Raw genomic sequence first — 22,268 nt, 5'->3', positions numbered from 1 at the left:
GAGTATACCACTTCTGCCCATCAGGTAGCATAGCGAAAAATTTGAAACTCGTCAGGGTTTATTTGATGTGCCTACTTTTATAACATTTATAAAAGATAATAAAAAACTACGTGGAAAGACCGCATTTTGTATAAAAATATACGTTAAGTTGATGGATGTGGGGTAGCACCACATGCCCATCAACTTAAGAGTGAGAACAACCTGAGCTTTCGGCTCATCGGATCAAAACATTCCTAAAATAAAAGCATACTCTTAAAAATACGCATCCCAAATAAACCCTAACGGGTTTCATTTTTTAAATTATGCAACTTTCTTTTGTTTTTTCAATCCATTATACTCATAGACAACACCCATGATATCAAAGACAGTCTTCTTCTCATACCTGTGAGATTTGCGCCCATTCTTCTGTAGGAGGTGGAACAGGTGGATTAGGACCTTTGTTATTTCGTGGGTGTTTCTCTGTATGGCTTGATACAAAAGAGATAGATGATCCTGAATCATACCAATCGCTTTATATTCACTTAACTCTTTTTTCTTCTTCTGTAAAAGAAGTTGACGCATTTTAAACATTGTAGAGGAACATAGGAAAATAGCGATTAGCTTTCCATATAGTTGGCACTCTAATCGCTCCTGTTTTACATTACGATAATGGTCTATTTTGAAGAGTGATTTCCATGTTTTAAAGACAATCTCTATTTGCCAACGTAAAGTATATAACTCATGTACCTGTTCCATCGGAACCCATTCCCAAGGTATATTCGTCACGTACACGTTTAATCCCGCTATCATTTTACTTTTCTCTGAGTACGTTCTATTTTTAGATTTTTCTTTTTCCGCGATCTTCGCTCGTCGTTTTTGAAGTTGCTTATCTGTTAATCGATTAAAAATAACGCGTGCAAACAGTTGTTGTTTATCGCCAATATACGCCTGTTTTAATTCAAATGTTTCTCCAGGCTGTAGTTGTTTCAAAATCTGTTTCACATCGATTTGTATGTATTCCGATTGTTTCTTTATTGCACCGTTTTTAAAGTATTCGGGGTTTGGATTTTTCACATATACATTCGTATTTAGTTTTAAACGAGAAATATAGTATGTACCTCGTTGATCCATTTGATCTAAGTCCTCCAATGAAAAATAACCCAAATCACGAATACATAAATCTCCAGGTCGTAAGGTATCTAAACACTCCGTACCAAATGTTTTATCATTATTTTTTCCGGGTCCCACTTGGAAATTAAGAAATTGCCCACTATGTAAATCATATTCTAATTGAATTTTGATTCCAGCTGTTTGGGCGCAGCCTCCAGAGCCTGGATATACATTCTCTAAAACATTTGGTACTTGAAATACAGTGGCATCTAGTATACGAATTCGTTGAAAATAAGAGAAAAGATGATTAGAAATTTTTGTTTGTTCACAGACTTTTTGTTGTAACAGTAAAGAAAAAATATGTTGTAAAAATAAAACTGCCTTTGTATTTAAACGTTTATTTAAGCCCTCAGGGCTAAGTAAAGTGCCTGTTGCAGCATGAAGCCTACTACATAATCGGACTAAGGGATCACTTGCGACTCGTTGACTAACCCAGATACAAATGGTGGCTAAGTCTGAGCCAGAAAACTTACGTTTTCGCTTTACAAACCCAAGTTCTCTTGCAAGTTTTTCTAAAAATACAGGTGTCACATATCGTTGTAATTCTTCCGCAAATGGTTGTAGTTCATCTTGAATCGAGAGATTCATAAGAAAACGTCATCCTTTCTAATTTAACTTGTTTAAAAAGGATAACGTTTTTTGGTATTTGAAGATATTAAAACCTCTTAAGTTGATGGGCATATATAGTGATCCCTTATAGCTAGTTATTTATAAGAGCGCATCTTATTTAAATTTATATTCTGATGCAATTTTACATATCCAAATAAAGGGAAACTATATGCAGAGTATGATTAAGTTATATTAATAGTTTATTAAACTATATTTAATTATTTCGATAAAATGAAATGGTTATTTTTTTATCGGATATATCAAGTTGTAACTATTATAATTACTAAGTTAAAGTTAAATAGTAATTTTATTAGTATAATATTTTAACTTACATTAATACATTTTATTTAAATTAATAAATACAATCGACAAAATTCTACTATTTACGCGTCGAAAAATTCGTGTTTTAATAAAACCACAAATGGTATGACCATTAAAAATATAGCAGATACCACTTGTGAAGTTTGATCTCCTTATAGGTTTAAAATGTTTTGAATCTGAAAATTCATAATGTTCTTGTATTAAAGTGTTCTAAACTCTCAAGAGTATCACAATCATAAAAATTAGTATTCTAGTTTTTATAATAATTTACAAGCAGGCTCAAAAATTTCAATAGAATAGGAGAAATAAAAATGAAAAAATACAAAAAATTGTTAATGGTTGCTCCACTTGCATGTATGCTAGGAACAGGAGTTGTTACTTTCCCAACTGCATCTCATGCAGATGCAGCACCAGTAGCATCAGTATTTAATGATGTATATCGTGAGGGTAATACTTACTCTACAGAAAACATAACACAGGTCTTAAAGAATAGGTTGCGCGACGGTATAGAGGCTTCACCTGAATTACGTCAGAAATTTAAATTAGCAGATGATGAAAGGATACAAGTCGAACAAGGTGGTTCGTCCTTTACTGACCCTAACGGTAATACTACAAAATATCCTGCCACTGATTATGGTTTAAGAGATCAATTGAGTAAAGTGACTGTTGCAAGTACTGGAACAAATATTACGGTTAATCCAACTACAGTTACTGAAGTAGAAGCGGGTAAAATTGAGCTATTAAGTTATAGGAATGACACACCTCTCACACAAAAACAGTTTACAACAGAAAAACAAATGAAACGTGTAGATACTGTTACTGCGACAAACCAATATGGGTTTAAATTAGGATTTGAGTCTAACACTGAATTTAAAGTTGATGCTCTTGTAGCTTCAGCTACACAATCATTTAAAGCTAGTGCTGAATTTAATTTTTCACATACAGATACAAATACCGTTACTAATGAGGAGACTGTTACATTTAAGGCACAAGAAGTACTTGCTGCCCCAGGTGGAACAACGAATTATTTTACGAGGGTTGGAAAAGCGAAATTTTCGGGGTCATTCCAAACTGACGCGGCTTTAGCTGAACTAAAATTGAAACTGCCTATAGTTAAAAATAATAGTAACCAAACTGTAGTTCATACTGAAGAAGTTACTCTAACTTCACAAGACATATATACTATTTTCAAAAATGTCCCATATATACCATTACCAGAATATTTAAGTTTTGATGACAATGGTAAAAAAGTCTTAGTGAAAAACGTAACTTTTGACTATACAGGAGAAATGGGTTATAGTACAGCGGCACAAGCGGAATTTATTCCATTCGATCAAGATAAACCAAAACAAACAATGTCATATGAAAAATATGAAACAAAAACACAAGATAAATCTCTTTAAGAAAAAACTAGAAAATTAAACTATAAAATTCCCAAGAACCCTTTGTTCGAAGCAAAGATTCTTGGGAATTTTGGTTTTGGTGCAAATATAAAGTAATTAAAGGAGAAACTCTCATGAAATTTAATGGATTTCTTTTTAGAATTATAATCTGTCCATATTAAATTAGGATTTATAATATAAATATTAGATGTTCCCACTTTTAATACATCAAGAAAACCATTTTCTTTTACTATTTCTTTCATTCTTTGAATCTTGCAAGTTCTTCTAAAAATACAAGTGTCACATATCGTTTTAATTCTTTCGCAAATGGTTGTAGTTCATTTTGAATCGAGAGATTAATAAGAAAACGTTATTCTTTCTAATCTAGCTTGTTTAGAAAGAATAACGTTTTTTTGTACTTGGGGGTATTAAAGTTTCTTAAGTTGATGGAGATGGGGTAGCACCACACATCCATCAACTTAAGAAGAATAAACGCCACCAAAACAAAAAAAGCCCCAAATTTTTCTTGAAAATGAAGTGAACCCGAATAGTGGTACATGAAAAAAACACCTCCATTGAATTCGCATACTAAGTATGCAAATTCAATGGAGGTGTTTTTCGTTTGAAGACAAGAGTTCATTACCCAGAAGAAATAAAGTGGAAAGTGATTGAAATGAAAAAGGATGGTTATTCAAATCACACCATTATGGAGAAGCTCGGTATTAAAAATGTTTCCCAAATTAAGACATGGATGAAATAGTATCGTACAGATCAAACGTATCGTTTTCAACAACCTGTAGGAAAACAATATTCTTATGGAAAAGGGCCAAAAGAGCTAAGTGAATTAGAACAACTACGTTTAGAAAATAAACATTTAAAAACAAAATTACTTGTATGGGGAAAGTATCTGGAAATCGAAAGGAGTTGAAACCAGAAACTGTAGTTACTTTATGGAGAGATGTAAAAACAAAAATAACTGTAAGAGAATTATGTAGCGTATTAGAATTACCCCGTTCCACATTTTATCGCTGGTTACAACGAACGGAACGTCTTAAAGATGATATAGAAGAGAAGATAAAGGCCGTCTGTCTTAGGCATAAATTACGGTATGGATATCGAAGAGTGACCGCCACTCTTCGAAAAATGGGACTGTGTGTGAATCATAAAAAAGTATTACGGATTATGAGACAATATCATATACTCTCAAAGGTGCGTCGAAAGAAAAAGAAATATATGAATGGTGCGGAACCAGTGGTAGCTCCTCATCGATTGGAACGTCAATTTGAAGCATCAGCCCCAAATGAAAAGTGGTTTACAGATGTGACTTACTCATTATTTTGGGAGCGTACCTTGTATTTATCAACGATTATGGATGCCTTTAATCGTGAAATTATTAGTTATGTCGTCAGTGAGTCACAAACACTGACATTAGTCATGAAGACATTAAAACAAGCAATGAGAGGACGAAAAGTAAAAGATGTCATCCTTCACTCGGATCAAGGGAGTATTTATACAGCGAAGGAATTTCAAGCATGTTCCAAAGAAAACGGCATTATCACCAGCATGTCCCGGAGAGGAAATTTCCATGATAATGCCGTCATGGAAAGCTTCTTTGGTCATTTAAAAAGTGAAGCTTTCTACTCAAAAAAGATAACAAAAGTATCCAACACAACTGTGCGAAAGATTGTGCTAGAATACATTCATTACTACAATTGTGTACGAATTCAAGAAAAATTAAACCACCTATCCCCTAAAAAATTTAGGGAACAGATGGTTTAGGTGTTTTGATATGTGTCCCGCTTTCGGGGTTCACTTCAAAAGCAGTGGGCTTTTACTTTAAATATGTTGAAAATCATTTGATATTACGACAGTATGTTTATTTAACGCTAATTTTATGTTAAAAATTAATTTGGTTTTATATAATCAATGTCAGAGATCGCTATCAATATATGTAAACATCTATGATAAAAAAAGGTGATTTTCCAAGATTATAAATCTATAATTTAAAAATCATCTAATAAATCCTCAAATTTTGTTAGGAGGGGAGTTCATGTAGCAATTAAAATTTCACTTTTATTAATCCTCGACTAAAATTTACAATGAAGGAGGGTATACATGGAGAATGTTCTACAATTATTTCGAGATGCAATATTGATATCAGAGCCGCTCTATAAAAATAATGCGGAGTTGTGGCAAAAATGGAATTCTTATTATGAAGAAGTTAAAGAAAATAATAGTAAGATTGTAACCTCGTTTTATTATTCTCCTTCATTTTCAATGCTTGTGAAGTGGCTTGAACAAAAGCAAGGAAGTGGCCTCTCTTCTTTGCAAATATTCACAAGTATAGAGAAATATAAAATTGAAATCAACGAAACTATTGGTAGATTTGTTGAACAAGAATTTCCGAAAGACAACAAAGTTAATAATATAATACCTAAAATTTTATTTGAATCTACTCACAAAAACGTGCTTGAAAACTACCTTGAAGTGAATAACTCTGCAGTTTATTATAAGTTAAGGGATGGAATAGCAAAGAATCAATTTGAAGAAGATGAAAATACAAAATTACAGTCGTGTCTAATTGAAACGAAAGATAGTAATGGAGTAGCAAAACTCTCTTCTCACAAAGATGAAGATTTAAGGTTAGCGAACATTGAAGAAGCAGCTCGATGGAATACATTAATTGATGGTGTAATGAGTAATATGGACGATCTTACCGCAGACTGTTTAGATACAATTACAATACAGTGGTTGAATCAAGCAAAATCTCCAGACGATTTTATTGATTTCAGCTATGAAAATGTACTAGATATGTGTAATATGCCAAAAGCAACAGCAAACGGTATAGAGTATTATCGTGCAGAAGATAAAATTAAAATTGCACAACGGATAGCTGCCTTGGCGAGTATCTTTATTTATTTAAATGATGATAATGAGGTCGTGGTTTTAAATGATCGTGCAGAAACTGGTAAGCAATTTGAAATGAAACGTGAAATAATTAAAAGACTTTTCGTTTTAGATTCTGTAGTTCTTTGGAGAGATAAAAATACCAATGATTACGTAGGTATTGAATCTTGTAGAATAAAGCCAGGTAGCTTTTTATCGATGTATTTATACGAATCTAGTAGCACAACAGCGTTATTATCTAAAAAAGCATTGGAGTATAATAGTTATCGCCACAAATTCCATAAGCGACTCATTCGCTACTTATCTTGGCAGTGGAGAATTCGACAACAGTACAGTAATTTAAAAAGACCATATTCGATTGGTGGAGAAAAAGGACTATTATCTGTTATAGGGATTAATATAGCTAAGGGGCGTCCACACCGTATTCGTGAGCAATTAGAAAATGTGTTAATAGATTTAGAAAAAGAAAAAGTTATTTCACATTGGGCGTACACTAAAGATTTAGATGAGACACAGTTTACAAAGAAGTATTGGTTTGAAAATTATTATTCACAGTTAGGAATAGTGATTTTACCACCAGAAGAATTAATTAATTCTGTGGGGAAAATGAAAACAAGAAAAAATATAGATGTAATACAAGGGGAAAATCAAATTGTAAAAATAAATAGTAAACCTTTGAATACAGATGAGAATGAAAAATTGATTCGAGAGAAACTAGTTTTTTTTCATACTAAAAAGAACATAAAAATGAGAGAACTTTCGGAAGAAATAGATATTTCGCAACCTACTCTTTCCAGATTCTATAATCGAAAAACAAAGCGTCTTTCTGAAAATGCTAGAGACAAATTAAGTCACTGGTACAATAGACAAATTATTATTGAAAAAATGTAAAGAAAGAATATCTATTTTATTGAACTACTCACCACTTAACATCCTCACGGACTGTTTGAAGTGGGAGATTCCTAAGTACGGAAACCTAACGGTTTCTAATTCATTAGGCGATCCCGTAGTTCCTACGGTTAAGAGACGAATTGCTTGGTTTCTAAGATTGAGCGCTGCATTTCAATCTCTATCGTGATGTGCGCCACAAGTAGGGTAATCCCACTCACGAATTGATAAAGTTTTTAATCGGTATAATGAAAAATTTCAATTGTTCATTATACCGATTAAGTGAAACAGTGTAAATGAAATCCCTTTAAGCAAAAGTTTTTTAGAGGCTTGTTTAAGGTTTGTCTCTATGTTTTTTTGAAAATTATGTCTTTATAAAAGTATCTTAATTCTAATTGAATTGGAATATATATTAAAATTTATGACTAACAAAACTGATGGAATGTTAGAATATCCTTGTATATACTTTACGCATATTTATTTAATATAGCTGAAGCCTTTTCTTTGATTAGTGTAACTATTTCAATAGGATGTTTAACTTCAACGTCATCTCCCAAACCTAAAAAAAACTCACTCATATATCCAATTTCATTTTTATTTAGGTATGTATCAATTAGACCTGTTCCATCATCAAGTATTTTAATTTTTTCACGTAACCAGATGTTAAAATCACATTTAAGAATACCTTCTCTTGTTAAAATTACATATAATTTTATAAGTTCTTTGGGTTTTTCTTCTGTTTTTTCAAACCATGTATTTAAAGTTAAATTAGAAAAATCTTTCTTTTGCGGGAAGTTATTTTTAACTTCTAGCATCCTTATTCTATCTATTCGAAACAATCTATTTTGTTGCCTATTAAAGCAATATGCGGGCATATACCAATACCCATTAGACGAATAAATACCTATGGGCTGTATAATTCGTTTTGAGAAGCCTCTTTTTGATTCATACTCAATTTGTATCACTTCTTGATCAATAGCAGCATCCATTATATTTTTTAAAAGAGGGGTCTTTTCCTGTCTTGTTGGAGTGATAAAGAGCACCCTTTCACTCATTGAATCAATTTTCTTTTTTAGTTCTTGTGGAAGATAATTATAAAATTTATTTAGAGCGGATTTAGATTCATGTTCAAATGGTATGGAATCATAATATTGTAAAGATTGACAAGCGAAAAACAAGGAGATTGCTTCATTTTCAGAGAATGTAATGGGGGGTAATAAGCCATTTTTATTTATTAAACGATACCCCCCATGAGGACCTCGTTCAGAATAAAGTGGAATTCCAAGGGTAGATAATTCTTCTAAATCCCGTAGAATCGTACGTTTAGATACATTAAATTCATCTGCAAGCTCTTGCACAGTAAATTTATTTTTTGTGTTGATTTGCAGCAATATATTAAAAAGTCTATTTATCTTGCTCATCAGTTTTCATCCTTTTTAAAAATTTTTCTTTTATACATGACAAAAATTGTCACTATTAAATGTTACGATTAAGTTGTTCAAATAAGGAATGGAGGCGAATATATGTACAGTAAATTGATGCGAACTACCTTTAAGAGTGCAACAGTATACAAGTTTAATGTATTAACAAAGATTATAGCAACGCTTATAGCCGTGTTTGCTGTAAGGCAGGTTTGGACCGTCTTATATGAGAATCCCCCAGCGAATGGGGTTAATGTTACTTTAGACGTAATGTTAACATATATGACAATCTCAATTGTACTACAATCTCTATATACTCCTACAATTGTATGGGAAGTAAGTCAAAAAATTCAAAATGGACAAATAGCACAAGAATTTCAACGTCCATGGAATTTTGAGTTTGCAATGCTTTCGCGTTCGTTCGGACTGATTCTTGCGAATGTTATGACGGTTGTTATTCCTATTGGAGTTATTACCGTGTTTATTTTCCCAATTAGTATTAGTAGCTCATGGATAATGTGGTGTGCTTTTTTATTTAGTATTTTTGCTGGTATTATAATAAATTTTTGTGTTCAGTTTTTTATTTCTCTTCTTGCATTTGTTTTTGTAGAAGTTTGGGGATTTGAGATTGTTATAGGATTAGCTACTTCGTTTTTATCCGGACAATTAATACCACTGTGGTTTTTCCCAGAGTTTTTGCAAAAAATCGCTCAATTTCTACCTTTTAGAGGAATGTACGATATTCCATTATCTATTATAACAGGGCAAGTTAATTTTCAGAATGTTTTAGGTTTATTGGCTTTTCAAATAATGTGGGCTGTTGGCTTAATAATAATCATCCGTTTAGTTGTTAGATATTTTCAAAGAGTGCTTGTAGTTGCTGGTGGTTAAGAAAGGAGAGAAGTATATGGAATACTTAAGACTTTATTTAAAAATGCAGAAAGCTAATATTCGTTCTAGAATGGCATATCCATTTAATTTTTTCTTAGGCATTATTTGTGTTACATGTTTCGGAATATTTTCTACCCTATTTATATGGGTACTAACAAGAAACTTTCCAAGTATAGCCGGATGGAATTTTTACGAAATTTTATTCATTTCGTCTTTTAACATGCTTTCCTATTCGTTGGGCTTACTATTATTTATACACATTATGGACATTGATCATTATGTAAGAAATGCGGAGTTTGATAGAATCCTTGTCCGACCAATGAACGCACTTTTACAGTTTGCAAGTAAGCAAATTAATATTAACAGTTTAGGAACAGTAATTTATGCAGTAAGTGCGTTAATTTACGCAGGTGTCCATATTAGTGGATGGAGTGCTGTATCAATTTTATATACCGTGTTACTAATTATTTGTGGAACTATAGTTTCTATATCTATCCATTTAATAATAGGATCAACAGCCTTTATTACTTTACAAAGTGGAGGATTGTTTCAAATGTTAGACAATATCTATACGAATGTTGATAACTATCCAGTCACAATTTTTCCGAAATGGGTACAATTTTTCTTAACTTTTATACTTCCTATTGGGTTTATAGGCTTCTATCCAAGTGCCGGTTTATTAGGAAAAGGTTCTTATTTATTAAATGAAAATCTTATTTTGATCTGTTTGGCAGTCTCACTTATTTTATCTATTTTAAGTTATATTATTTGGCACGTGTCTATTAAGTTTTATTCGGGAGCCGGTTCTTAATTTTTAAAAAATTTCGGGGGTGTCTGTATTGATTATTGAAGCAAAAAATTTATCGAGAGAATTTACAGTATATTCTAAAGAAAATGGTTCTTTCTTTATGTTGAATCAAATTTTAGGAAGGAAAGGAACTAAGAAAAAGGTTGTAGATAATATAAATATGGACATTGCTGAAGGTGAAATGGTAGGGTATTTAGGACCCAATGGGGCAGGGAAATCTACAACAATAAAAATGCTTTCAGGAGTTTTAACACCTACTTCAGGAGAGTTAAAAGTTCTGGGTAGGGAACCAGGGAAGTATCGTAAAGAAAATGCTAAAGATATTGGCGTTCTATATGGACAGAGAACACAGTTATGGTGGGATCTAAAATTAAAAGATTCCTTTGAACTATTAAAAGCGATATATAAAGTTGATTCTAAGGTATATAAAAAAAGATTAGATAACTTTATTGAAATATTAGATATGGAGGAATTTATAAATCGACCAGTCCGACAATTATCTTTAGGGCAGAGAATGAGAGGAGAAATGGTTGCTACACTACTGCATTCACCACCAATTTTATTTTTAGATGAACCAACTATTGGCTTAGATGTTTTGGCTAAAAATAAGATACAGGAGTTTCTTAAATTTTTAAATAAAGAAGAAAAAACAACGGTATTAATAACATCTCATAACATGGACGATATTGAAAAATTATGTGATAGAATTGTTCTTATTGATCAAGGAAAGATTATGTTTGATGGTGCAAAAAATAATTTAAAGAAAATGACCACAAAAAAAGATACGTTAATCGTGGAAATTGCGCTAGAAGACATGAATAAGATACCATCTTTGATTCCTCTAAAAAAAGAAGATAATAAAATGTACTTTGAATTTAGTGATCATGAAGAAGTACCAAAGATTATTAATGAATTATCTAAACAATTCAGGTTAATTAAAATAGAAATTGAAACACCTGAAATAGAGCAAGTATTAAGGGAATTATATGAAAATAAACAATATGGGATGGTTCTTTAACGTACTGTTAACAACAAAATTACTATTAAATAATGGAATGATAAGAGTAGATTATTATATTATAAATATGCCAAGCGGCAATATATTATGAGAGGAGGGAAAGACATGACAGATTCAAATACAAAAATGTTTGTTGGTGGCGTAAAGATTTAATATTGTTCTAATTTTTCAGGTAGAACTATTCAGATGTACTTTTTTAGTACTTCTGGATGGTTCTATTTTTTTATATAAGAAATCATTATTTTATATTAATGTACAAATATTTTTTAGACGTATTGTATAAAAAAGTCATAAGGAAGGCACTAGAAGTCATTAACATGACGTTAACATGTTAATGATTTTAAAGTAATGGAACAGTACAAGTGTATATGAGATGATAACTATGAAATAAGAAAATAAGTATATAAAGGAGGTGATTAATATGACAAACCCAAAAGTTCTTGTTGGAGGCGTAAACGCGTAATATTGTTCTAATTTTTTGGGTAGAACTATTCAGATGTACTTTTTTAGTACTTCTGGGTGGTTCTATTTTTTTATATAAGAAATCATTATTTTATATTAATTTACTAATGTTTTTTAGATGTATCTTCTGAAGAAGATCAGAAGGAAGGTACAGGAAGTCATTAACATGACGTTAACATGTTAATGATTTTAAAGTAATGGGACAGTACAAGTGTATATGAGATGATAACTATGAAATAAGAAAATAAGTATATAAAGGAGGTGGTTAATATGACAAACCCAAAAGTTCTTGTTGGAGGCGTAAACGCGTAATATTGTTCTAATTTTTTAGGTAGAGCCATTTAGACTTACTTTACTAGTATTTCTGAGTGGTTTTATTTTATATGTTAATTCAACCTAGTATAACTATGTATTAATACTTAAATGTTATTTGGATATGGTTTATGAAAAAACTTTAAAAGGAATATGTTAGTAGTTCTTAACATGGTATTAACATGTTAAGAACTCTAAATTGATGGGACAGTACAAGTATATATATGATTATAACTGTATAAAGGAGGTGATAAATATGCGAGATGGAATATCAAAAGTTCTGGTGATTAAAGTTATTTAATTGTTTCAGTAATAACAGACATATAGAAATGTTTAAAATGCCTTCTTTTTTACTTTAGTAGTTAAAGCTATGTGAACCATACTTAATTTATTTTATTAATATGCATTATGAAAAGGTTAAATTATTTCCATGTATAGTGCCTACTTTTCCCCACTAAGCTCTTACTATAAATTTTTACATTGATTATGTTAAACACTTTAATTTCTCCGAAAAATCCTTAGGCCTACTACTAAGGATTTTTTATTTAATAAAAAATTCATACTTTAATGTTTTTTCTGTAAATAACGCAAAATTAACTGTGTATTTATGTCATTACTTTTAATCAATTTGTATTCTTTTATTTAAGGAATAAAAAATATGGAGAAGAAAAAGATGAAAAATTATAAAGTTAACAATTCAATACTAGACTTGGTAGGTAGTACACCATTAATGTTATTAGAAGCATTTTCTGATAATGATGTGAGAATTTTTGCGAAGATAGAAGGGTTTAACCCTGGGGGAAGTATGAAAGATCGTCCAGGATTAAATATGATTAATATTGCTGAAAAAAAAGGTATATTAAAGCCGGGTGGAAGAATTATTGAGTCAAGCTCAGGGAACTTAGGAATTGCTCTAGCTATGATTGGTGCAGTTAAGGGATATCAGGTACATTGTGTAGTCGATCCTAGAATTAGTACGACTAACTTAAAGATTATGCGAGCGTATGGAGCAACAATAGATATGGTCTCTCGACCAGATAACTATGGTGGCTATCAACAAGCAAGGATTGATAGGGTAAAGGAATTATTAGAAGTATATGAAGATGCTTACTGGCCGAATCAATATGACAATAAGGGGAATCCAGAGGCACATTATAAAGGAACAGCTTTTGAAATCTATAATGCGTTAGGAGAAGATATTGATTACTTAGTAATACCTGTTAGCTCCGCAGGATTAGTAACAGGTTGTGGTTTATTTGTTAAAAAGCATATGAAAAAAACAAAAATTATAGCGGTTGATGCAAAAGGATCAACTATTTTTGGTGGCTGTCCTTCTGCTCGTAGGATGACGGGAATTGGTGGGAATGTAACACCTCCTAATTTAAAAAGAGAACTTATAGATGAAGTATTTCATGTGAATGACGATGAGAGTGTTCAAATGTGTGAGCAAATTATTAAAAATGAAAGTCTTCTTGTTGGTCCATCTTCAGGAGCGGCACTTTTTACAGCACTTAAGTTAAAGGGAAATATAAAAGGTAAAAAAAATATAGTAGTAATATTTCCTGATAATGGCGATAGATATTTGGATGGTTTATTGGATGTATTTTGTTCAAAAAGTAATCGGAAAGTAAATATTGAAAATCTAGCTTATTAGCAATGAAAGGAAGCTAACAATGGATTATGTAAGATCTGTATTTGATTTATGTGGCGATACCCCAATTGTACAACTAAATAGAATGGCTAAATATCAGAATGTATTTTTAAAGCTTGAAAGCTTTAACCCTGGTAAGAGTGTCAAGGATCGACCTGTTATAGAAATGCTGAAAGATGCGGAGGATTCGGGCAGATTGAGGGCAGGGATGACTATTGTCGAATCCACTTCGGGTAATACTGGCATAGCGTTAGCTTTATATGGGAAGAAAAAAGGTTACAGAGTTATATGTGTAGCAGATGAAAATATCCCGAGAGAAAAGCTTAACTTACTTAAAGCATATGGTGCAGAGGTAGAGATGGTGGAAGGAACCATAAATTTGAAAAATGCAGATTTAACAGAATATCGTATAAAATACATTCGTAATTTAATTGCAGATAATAAAGATTATATTAATTTGAGTCAATATGATAATGTGATGAATCCTCATACTCATGAAATACATACTGCAGAAGAAATATTAAAACAAATTAATCAAGATATTAAAGCGATAGTTATTAGTGTTGGCACAGGTGGAACAATAACGGGTGTCTCTAAAGGTATCAAAGATAAAAGGCCAGATTTGCTAATATATGGGGTGGAGCCAGTTGGATCTACTTTATTTGGTGGGGAAAAAGGCCCATATTTACAACAAGGTCCTGGAAATTATTTTAAGCCTAAAATATTTAATACAGTACATGTAGATAATCATGAAAAGGTTAATGACTATAATGCCTTTAAAACAACAAGGGATTTAGCTACTAAAGAAGGTTTATTATTAGGAGGATCTTCGGGAGCTGTAGTATATGCTGCTATCAAAATTGCCGATCAATTAAAAGAATCAGGTGGAGTTTTAGCAGTTTGTCCTGATAATGGGACCAAATATTTAGACACAATTTTTAATGATGAATGGCTCAAAGAACATAATCTGTTTTAATCAAGGAGGTGAGTTTAATGATAATGAATAAAAATAAATCTAATATGGTTCAAATGATTGAGTATTTTTGTAATAGAAATACTACTGATGTTGAGCAGATTATTAAAATGGTACATGAAGTTGGGTATGATTTAACTCAAATAGAGAATGTTAATTTTTTATTTTCAACAGGTGTAAATAGACATCGGTATATAAGTATAGTAGAAAAGAATGCTAATCTTGAACAAAGTGTAAAATTTATACACCAGAATTTAATTTATGAAATAGAGTCTAGTTACATTACGCAGCGACTTGAATTGACTCATTATCAAATTGTGGTAATAGAGATCAATCTGAAATATGCGAGAATATTAAAGGAATTAGAAATAGATAATGAATCAATACTTTACCAAAGAATAAATTATTTCCTTATACCAGTGTTACAATTATTATCTTTAAAGCAAGTACTAGAAATTTGTATTGACTACTCGAAAAAACGCGTTGCTTTTGATGTACCTATTCATAAACATCAATTAGTGGGCCAAACATTAGCAGATAGTTTTACAGAGTATACAACCAATAAATTATTATTAATAGAACTAGCAAAGAAATTAGATAAGAAATTAATTACCATGAAAGAATGTGTTAGATCAATAATATTTCTTATAGAGAGTCAACAAGAAATTGTAGATAAGTTAGTTCCTACAACTGGCGCATATGGATTAATTGAAGAAGCAGGTATAAATAGCAGGTTTTTAGAAATTCATGGAATTGGTTCTGTATTCCACTACATTAACTACGTATAACTAAGAGGGTTTGATAAATGTGGGTTATATTAAAACTTTGTTAAAAAAACAAATAGCGTTAAAAAAAGAAGCAGCAGTTATCAATGAAGAATTTATATATTCTCCTACAAAGGTAATAAAGGAAATGAACGTTATTAGTAATAACTTTAAGCATTTCAAAAAGGGAGAAAAAATTGGTTTAGTAGTAGATCATTCTTTACGATCATTGATGATATTGTTAACAATTATAGAGCAAGAATATAGTTTACTACCATTGGATAGTAAATGTACAGTTTCTGAAATAGAAAGAGTTAAAAAAATTACAGAAACAAGTGTATGGATTATACCAGATACCTATAACTATGAATCTATATCAACCAGCAGCTGTTACACTTACTCGGAAGTTTATAGTGAACAATTGAAAAGACCAAATAATAACTATGAAGCAGAAAGTAAATCCTTATATATGCTTACTTCTGGAACAAGTGGTATTACTAAAATTGCCAAGATTCCTTACCATAGTTTATGGAGAGGTGCGGAAAGCTATCGAGATTGGTTTGATATTAAAAATACCGATACTATAATTTCAACCGTTCCATTAACTCACTCATACGGTTTAATAGGTGCATGTTTAACTTCAATTTTTAGTCAAGCTACTCTGTATCTATGTAAAAACCCTACCCCCAGAAAAGTCATTAATGCAGTTCATGCATCAAAATCTACAATTTTATTTGGAGTACCTGTATTTTATAACATACTTACTCAAGCCCAAAAAATAACAAAAATAGATTTAGAAACGCTAAGATTAATAATTTCATCAGGAGGTCCTCTAGATAAGATAGTTAAGGGGGAATTTTTCCAAAAGTTCGGTCTGCCTATTCAACAAGTATATGGAAGTACAGAAACAGGTGCCATAGCAGCGACACATCCTGTTAGAAAATCAAGTTTAAATGCGGTGGGTTACATATTACCTCACGTTAAAGTAGAAACAAGTAATAATGGTTGTTTAAAAGTGCAAAGTCATACGGTTTTTAATGGATATTTAACTGAAGTCGGTGAGCATTCGTTTGTTATTAACAGAACATTCGAAACAGGAGACTATGGATACGTTAAAAATGGAGAGGTTTTTTTAAAAGGACGGGCAAAAACATTTATAAATGTTGGAGGTAGAAAAATAAATCCAACCGAAATTGAACGTGCTTTAGTAAATCATCCTTATATTACAGATTGTAAAGTTTTAGGAGAAGTGGATACATTATATGGAGAGAGAATTGTTGCCTATGTTCAAGCACAAAGTGAGTATCTAACTATTGAATGTGTTAAAGAATTTTTAGAAAGAAGATTAGCAGAATATAAGTTACCCCACCAAATTAAAATTGTACAAGAAATTTCGAAAAGTTGGAAGGAAAAATATATAGAAGGGGATAGATACTAATGAGATACGTAGAAGAGAAAGAACAAAACGATAGTATTTGTATAATCGGATTAGGTTATGTTGGTGTTACACTAGCTAGTGCATTTCTTGCTAAAAAACAGAATGTTGTAGGTATTGAGGTGAAAAAAGAGGTTAGGGATCAATTGAGTAGAGGGGATATACATCTATTTGAACCTGGAATAGAAAGTATATTAAAAGAGGAAATTAATAATAGACTTACAGTTCAACAATATATTCCGGATAATTTAAAGAGTGTAATTATTTGTGTAGGTACTCCGTACTCACAAAAAGATAATAAGCCAGATTTAAGATATCTCAAGGAAGCTATTGAGGCTGTAAAAGATAAAATGACATCCGATACTTTAATAGTTATTCGAAGTACATTACCAATTGGTGTCACTAGGGAATTTGTTTTACCTATACTTCAAAATAAAATTAAAAATCCTAAAGTTGTATTTGCACCAGAAAGAACAATTCAAGGTAAAGCATTAGAAGAGTTATTAAATTTACCACAGGTTATTGGAACATCCAATGATGAACATTTTGAGCAAGCTAAACGACTTTTTGAGAAGCTAGGCGTAGAAGTAGTCAGGGTACGATCGTTTGAAACAGCAGAGATGCTGAAGTTAATGTGCAATGCACATACAGATATTTTATATAGCTTTGGGAATGAGATGTCCAATATTTCAACAAAATTTAATATAGATATACATGAGATGATAGAAGCTGCAAATCATAATTATCCTAGACCAGATATTGCGACTCCGGGTTATGTAGGGGGATCATGTTTAACTAAAGACCCTTATCACTTAATTTATTCTGCTAAGCAAAAAGGATATATGCCGCATTTAGTAAAAGCAGCAAGAGATACAAATGAGAATTTGCTTAAAGGTATTATGTTACAAATAAATGATATTTTGGAGAGTAAAGGGTTGGATTGGAATACCACTAAAATTTTTGTTTCAGGGTTGGCATACAAGGGACGGCCTGAAACAGATGATTTAAGAGGAAGTGCAATATGGGAGCTCCTTAACCTTTTAAAAGGAAAGAAAGTTAAAGAAATCATGTTACATGATTTTGTGATTGATGCTCAAAAAATTGAAGAGGAATTTGGACTAAAGGCTGTTACATTCGAAGCTGGAATGAAAGAAACAGATATTGTGATTATTTTAAATAATCACCCTCAGTATCAATTATATTCAGATAATATAATTGATACTCATGAGAAGAAACAGAAAATTATTTATGATGTATGGGGTATTTATAAAGAGGTTCTCAAAAATGTGACAAATAAAAAATGTGATTACTTAGGAGTGGGATTTAATGGCTAAAATTTTGGTAACTGGTGGAGCAGGTTTTATAGGTTTTCATTTAGTAAAGTATTTACTATCCCAAGAACATAATGTAACGGTTATTGATAACTTTTTTAGAATTAAAGAAGATGATGAATTTAGAAAGCATGAATCTAAATTTAACTTTATACAAGGTGATCTAACTAAACCTTTAGATGATCTACTAATGGATAAGTCATTCGACTATGTATTTCATTTAGCTGCTATAAATGGTGTTAAATATGCGAATGAAATGCCTGAAAAAGTATTAAGGACCAATATTTTGAGCACGATTAATGTTTTAGATTGGTGTGCAAAGCATCCACCTAAGTCATTTGTTTTTTCTTCATCTAGCGAAACGTATAATGGGTCAAAAGAATGTTTTGATATACCAATCCCGACATCCGAGGGCGTACCTGTAGCAATTAGTGATGTAACTTTACCAAGAAATTCTTATGCGGGTTCGAAGATTACTGGTGAATTATTAACTATTCATTACGCAAATAAATATAATTTTGCAGGGAAAATTGTTCGCTATCATAATATTTATGGACCAAGAATGGGAAAAGACCATGTAGTTCCAGCTTTAATTGAAAGAATTTTCAGTAAAGAAACCCCTTTTAAACTATATGGTGCTGAACAAACAAGAGCGTTTTGCTTTATTACAGATGCAGTGGAAGCAACATATGAGGTGGCTTTACTAGAAGATGAAAAATGTCAGATAGTTCATGTTGGTAACTCAGAAGAAGAAATCGAAATTAAAGATTTATGTAAAAAAATATTTAAGATAGCTAATTATGATGTGGAAATTGAAAATCTTCCAGCACCAGCAGGTTCACCTGCGAGAAGATGCCCAAGTACAGAAGAACTTAAAAGAATAATTAACTATATGCCTAAAGTCTCATTAGAAGAAGGATTGTTCCGAACTTATGAATGGTACAAACAAGAATATAAAAAAAATATTGATGTTGTTTAGAAGTAGTTATCCAATGGTATCAGGTGCTGATAACATGGCAAGTTATACTGCCAAATTTTTATCTAAACACAATGAGGTAGATATAATACTGGTACAAAAAAGCGATGCGCATAAAAAATATAAAATAATAAGAGATGAACTAGGAACAAGGATTTTTATCCCTAGTTCATCATCCCTTGACGATTATATTGATTATTTAGAAAAACTGGAACCAGATTTAATACATTTAGTGGATTTAGTAGATGAAGAGTTTTGTGATGTTGTTCAAAAGTTAAGTTATAAAGCTCCAGTTGTAGTAACTCCTGCAACAGATATTCGCTTATGGGAAAATCGAAGGAAAGGGCTTAATATATGTCGACTTGCAAAAAATATAGTTACTTTAACAGAGTACGAAGAAAAGAATCTTATACAAGAATTGGGATCAAAATATCTCAATAATATTGTTAGGATTTCCCAGGCTCCTGTAATAAGTGATGAAGAAATATTTGATTTTCGGGAAAAATATAATATTTCAATGGATGATCAAATAATTTTATTTCTTGGAAGAAAAATAAAATCAAAAGGCTATCATCTTTTATTGAAAGCAAGTAGTGACATAATAAAGAAACATCCTAATAGTAAATTTATTTTCATTGGACCTCATTATAAAGGATCTAAATTGATATTCGAAAGGTATAAAGGTAATAAAGCAATATTAGATTTAGGTCAAGTTTCAGAAAGAGAAAAACTTTCTGCATTACAAGCTTGTAATTTACTATGTTTACCTTCTACTGCAGATGTATTCCCATTGACATTCCTAGAAGCATGGCTGTGTAAGAAGCCAGTAGTTTCAGCTAACTTTCCAGGTGTTAAGAATATCGTTAACCATGGGGAAAATGGGCTGATAACAAATACGGAAATACAATCTATCTCAGCGAATATACAGTTTTTATTAGAAAATAAGTATCTCGCTCAGTTGTATGGGGAAAATGGGTATCAGAAGGTTATCAATCAATATTCATGGGAAAAGGTAGCAGAAAATATTCAAGTGTTATATGAGAAAATTATTGAAAGGGAGGTAGAAACATATGAGAGCAGTAATAATGGCAGGGGGGAAAGGGATTAGATTACACCCATATACTAAAATCATCCCTAAACCACTTATTCCTTTGAATGAAATACCAATCTTAGAAGTTATTTTGAGACAACTTCAATACCATGGATTTACACATGTGACTCTAACTTTAAATTATAAGGCTCGTTTAATTCAAACTTATTTTGGAGATGGAAAAGAGTTAGGGTTAAATATTGACTATACAGTTGAAGATAAAGAAATGGGAACAATTGGACCACTAACATTAATAGAAAATTTGAATGAGCCTTTTTTATTAATGAATGCAGATATATTAACAGATTTGGACTTTGGAAAATTTTATAAAGAACATATTGATTCCAATGCAATTGGTACGGTCATGTTATATAACCATTCATTAAATGTTGATTTTGGTGTGGTAGAAAGAAATTCTATTGGTGAGATTACCGATTACCTTGAAAAGCCGTCTCACGATCTACTAATTTCTTCAGGGATTTATATGCTAAACCCTGAATCAATATTTTATTTAAATAAAGATGAAGAAATAGGTGCACCTGAATTTTTAAAAAAATTAATTAAATCACAAAAAATAGTTAAATCATATATTCATGAAGGTGTATGGATGGATATTGGGACAAAAAGAGGGTTAGACTTAGCTACCGATTTCTTTCAAAAAAATAAAAATCAATTATTGAATTTAAGTAAAGAAAATTTAATAGAAAAAGATAGGGTTGTATAAATTATGGATTGGAAAATACCTTTATATGATTTAACAATTGGTAAAGAAGAAATATCGGCTATAACTAAAGTATTAAAATCTCAATGGATATCTATGGGGGAAGAGACTAAAAAATTCGAGGTTCTATTTTCTGAAAACTTAAATATTAGTTTGCCAGGATTAGCTGTAAATAGTGGGACGGCTGCTCTACATACAGCTATGAAAATTTTAGATATTGGGCCAGGTGACGAAGTTTTAGTACCTTCAATGACATTTGTGGCGTCAGCTAATGCAGTAAAGATGGTGGGGGCTACACCAGTTTTTATAGATTCTACAAGCCACTATGATTTTAATTTAGATCCGGAAGTAATAGAGAGAAAAATAACTTCAAAAACAAAAGCTATAATTGTGGTGCATTATGGTGGTTATAGTGCAGATATGGATAGAATTATGCAGATAGCACATAGTTATGGAATAAAGGTCGTTGAAGACGTAGCACATGGACCATTTGTAAAGACTCCTAAGGGATTTTTAGGAACCATTGGAGACATAGGATGCTTTAGTTTCTTTTCAACAAAAAACATAACTACAGGTGAGGGTGGAATGCTTGTTACTTCCGACTCTAACTTACATGAGAGAGCACGCTTATTTAGATCCCATTCTATGAGCGTTAGCTCATGGGAAAAACATAAAGGGAGACCTACAACATACGATGTTAAGGAAGTAGGTATGAATTATAGGACTACAGATTTAGCATCTGCGATAGGGATTCAACAGATATATAAGTACAAAGACAATCAAAAAATAAGAGAAGCACTAGCTTCAGAATATAGGATAAATCTAAGACAAATAAAGGATGTGACAATACCTTTTGAATCCGTAAGTGTCTCAAAAAGTAGTCACCATATTTTTCCTGTAATATTGCCTGAAAATATAAATAGGGATCTCGTTATTAGTAAGTTAAAAGAGGAAGGAATTCAAACAAGTGTACACTATCCCCCATGTCATTTATTTACACTATATAGACAGACACAAGGAACAAAAATAGGTGATTGTCCTATAGCTGAAGAAATTTCAGATAGAGAACTAACTTTACCTTTACATCCTAACCTGAATGTAAGTGATATTCATAGAGTTTGTTGTGTTTTAGAGCACACATTAAAGGAGAATATATAAG

Annotated in this window: 17 protein-coding genes and 2 pseudogenes; 15 read left to right on the top strand and 4 right to left on the bottom strand. The window is 31.5% G+C overall.

The window, feature by feature from the left end; genetic code table 11:
- Window positions 1-300 precede the first annotated feature (300 nt).
- Complete coding sequence (locus FT637_RS22845) at window positions 301-1,737, bottom strand: IS4 family transposase (RefSeq protein WP_193648232.1); 1,437 nt, start codon at window positions 1,735-1,737, stop codon at window positions 301-303.
- A 653-nt stretch (window positions 1,738-2,390) separates the two neighbouring features.
- Between FT637_RS22845 and FT637_RS22840 the strand changes: the two genes are divergently transcribed.
- Window positions 2,391-3,482, top strand: a complete 1,092-nt coding sequence (locus FT637_RS22840) for an ETX/MTX2 family pore-forming toxin (protein WP_193648231.1) — start codon at window positions 2,391-2,393, stop codon at window positions 3,480-3,482.
- Window positions 3,483-3,502: 20 nt separating this feature from the next.
- Here FT637_RS22840 and FT637_RS22835 read toward each other — a convergent pair whose 3' ends face one another.
- Complete coding sequence (locus tag FT637_RS22835; RefSeq protein ID WP_193648230.1) at window positions 3,503-3,724, bottom strand: hypothetical protein; 222 nt, start codon at window positions 3,722-3,724, stop codon at window positions 3,503-3,505.
- Between the two features lie 359 nt (window positions 3,725-4,083).
- On the opposite strand from FT637_RS22835, the pseudogene FT637_RS22830 reads away from it, so the two are divergent.
- Together FT637_RS22830 and FT637_RS22825 are read left to right on the top strand one after the other, a co-directional pair.
- Window positions 4,084-5,240, top strand: a pseudogene (locus tag FT637_RS22830) (IS3 family transposase).
- A gap of 336 nt (window positions 5,241-5,576) precedes the next feature.
- Window positions 5,577-7,259, top strand: a complete 1,683-nt coding sequence (locus FT637_RS22825; protein ID WP_193648229.1) for a helix-turn-helix domain-containing protein — start codon at window positions 5,577-5,579, stop codon at window positions 7,257-7,259.
- A gap of 111 nt (window positions 7,260-7,370) precedes the next feature.
- Here FT637_RS22825 and FT637_RS30045 read toward each other — a convergent pair.
- Window positions 7,371-7,496, bottom strand: a pseudogene (locus FT637_RS30045) (zinc ribbon domain-containing protein); the annotation flags it as partial.
- 227 nt (window positions 7,497-7,723) lie between these two features.
- Entirely contained in the window at window positions 7,724-8,677 is a 954-nt protein-coding gene (locus FT637_RS22815) for a helix-turn-helix transcriptional regulator (protein WP_193648228.1), read from the bottom strand.
- 102 nt (window positions 8,678-8,779) lie between these two features.
- Between FT637_RS22815 and FT637_RS22810 the strand changes: the two genes are divergently transcribed.
- From FT637_RS22810 to FT637_RS22755, 12 genes are all read left to right on the top strand, one after another.
- Window positions 8,780-9,568, top strand: a complete 789-nt coding sequence (locus FT637_RS22810; RefSeq protein ID WP_193648227.1) for an ABC transporter permease — start codon at window positions 8,780-8,782, stop codon at window positions 9,566-9,568.
- A gap of 16 nt (window positions 9,569-9,584) precedes the next feature.
- Window positions 9,585-10,379 carry an ABC transporter permease gene (locus tag FT637_RS22805; protein WP_193648226.1) on the top strand — a complete coding sequence of 265 codons (795 nt, stop codon included), beginning with the start codon at window positions 9,585-9,587 and terminating at the stop codon, window positions 10,377-10,379.
- Between the two features lie 28 nt (window positions 10,380-10,407).
- A complete protein-coding gene (locus FT637_RS22800; RefSeq protein ID WP_088031224.1) occupies window positions 10,408-11,394 on the top strand; it encodes an ATP-binding cassette domain-containing protein in 987 nt (328 codons plus the stop codon).
- A 1,447-nt stretch (window positions 11,395-12,841) separates the two neighbouring features.
- The gene (gene sbnA / locus FT637_RS22795; protein WP_193648225.1) at window positions 12,842-13,822 is read left to right on the top strand and encodes a 2,3-diaminopropionate biosynthesis protein SbnA; all 981 of its coding nucleotides are present in this window, start codon (window positions 12,842-12,844) and stop codon (window positions 13,820-13,822) included.
- A 19-nt stretch (window positions 13,823-13,841) separates the two neighbouring features.
- Complete coding sequence (locus tag FT637_RS22790) at window positions 13,842-14,795, top strand: PLP-dependent cysteine synthase family protein (protein WP_193648224.1); 954 nt, start codon at window positions 13,842-13,844, stop codon at window positions 14,793-14,795.
- Window positions 14,796-14,812: 17 nt separating this feature from the next.
- The gene (locus tag FT637_RS22785) at window positions 14,813-15,580 is read left to right on the top strand and encodes an acyl-CoA dehydrogenase family protein (protein ID WP_149191287.1); all 768 of its coding nucleotides are present in this window, start codon (window positions 14,813-14,815) and stop codon (window positions 15,578-15,580) included.
- A 19-nt stretch (window positions 15,581-15,599) separates the two neighbouring features.
- Window positions 15,600-16,994, top strand: a complete 1,395-nt coding sequence (locus tag FT637_RS22780) for a class I adenylate-forming enzyme family protein (RefSeq protein WP_193648223.1) — start codon at window positions 15,600-15,602, stop codon at window positions 16,992-16,994.
- Complete coding sequence (locus tag FT637_RS22775; protein ID WP_193648222.1) at window positions 16,994-18,325, top strand: nucleotide sugar dehydrogenase; 1,332 nt, start codon at window positions 16,994-16,996, stop codon at window positions 18,323-18,325. Before FT637_RS22780 ends, FT637_RS22775 begins: the two co-directional genes overlap by 1 nt.
- On the top strand, window positions 18,318-19,301 hold the full coding sequence (locus FT637_RS22770) for an NAD-dependent epimerase/dehydratase family protein (protein ID WP_149191284.1): 984 nt from the start codon (window positions 18,318-18,320) through the stop codon (window positions 19,299-19,301). The genes FT637_RS22775 and FT637_RS22770 overlap by 8 nt, the downstream gene beginning before the upstream one ends.
- Entirely contained in the window at window positions 19,255-20,406 is a 1,152-nt protein-coding gene (locus FT637_RS22765) for a glycosyltransferase family 4 protein (protein ID WP_227493920.1), read from the top strand. Before FT637_RS22770 ends, FT637_RS22765 begins: the two co-directional genes overlap by 47 nt.
- A complete protein-coding gene (locus FT637_RS22760; RefSeq protein WP_088031216.1) occupies window positions 20,369-21,112 on the top strand; it encodes a sugar phosphate nucleotidyltransferase in 744 nt (247 codons plus the stop codon). Before FT637_RS22765 ends, FT637_RS22760 begins: the two co-directional genes overlap by 38 nt.
- 3 nt (window positions 21,113-21,115) lie before the next feature.
- Window positions 21,116-22,267 (top strand): DegT/DnrJ/EryC1/StrS family aminotransferase, encoded by a 1,152-nt coding sequence (locus tag FT637_RS22755; RefSeq protein WP_193648220.1) that lies wholly within the window; start codon window positions 21,116-21,118, stop codon window positions 22,265-22,267.
- Window position 22,268 lies beyond the last annotated feature (1 nt).

The sequence above is a fragment of the Bacillus cereus genome (genome assembly GCF_015071065.1).
GTDB classification, from domain to species: Bacteria; Bacillota; Bacilli; order Bacillales; family Bacillaceae_G; genus Bacillus_A; species Bacillus_A cereus_BA.
The sequence above is the reverse complement of the archived record's forward strand: the minus strand, read 5'-3'. Positions and strand labels throughout refer to the sequence as shown.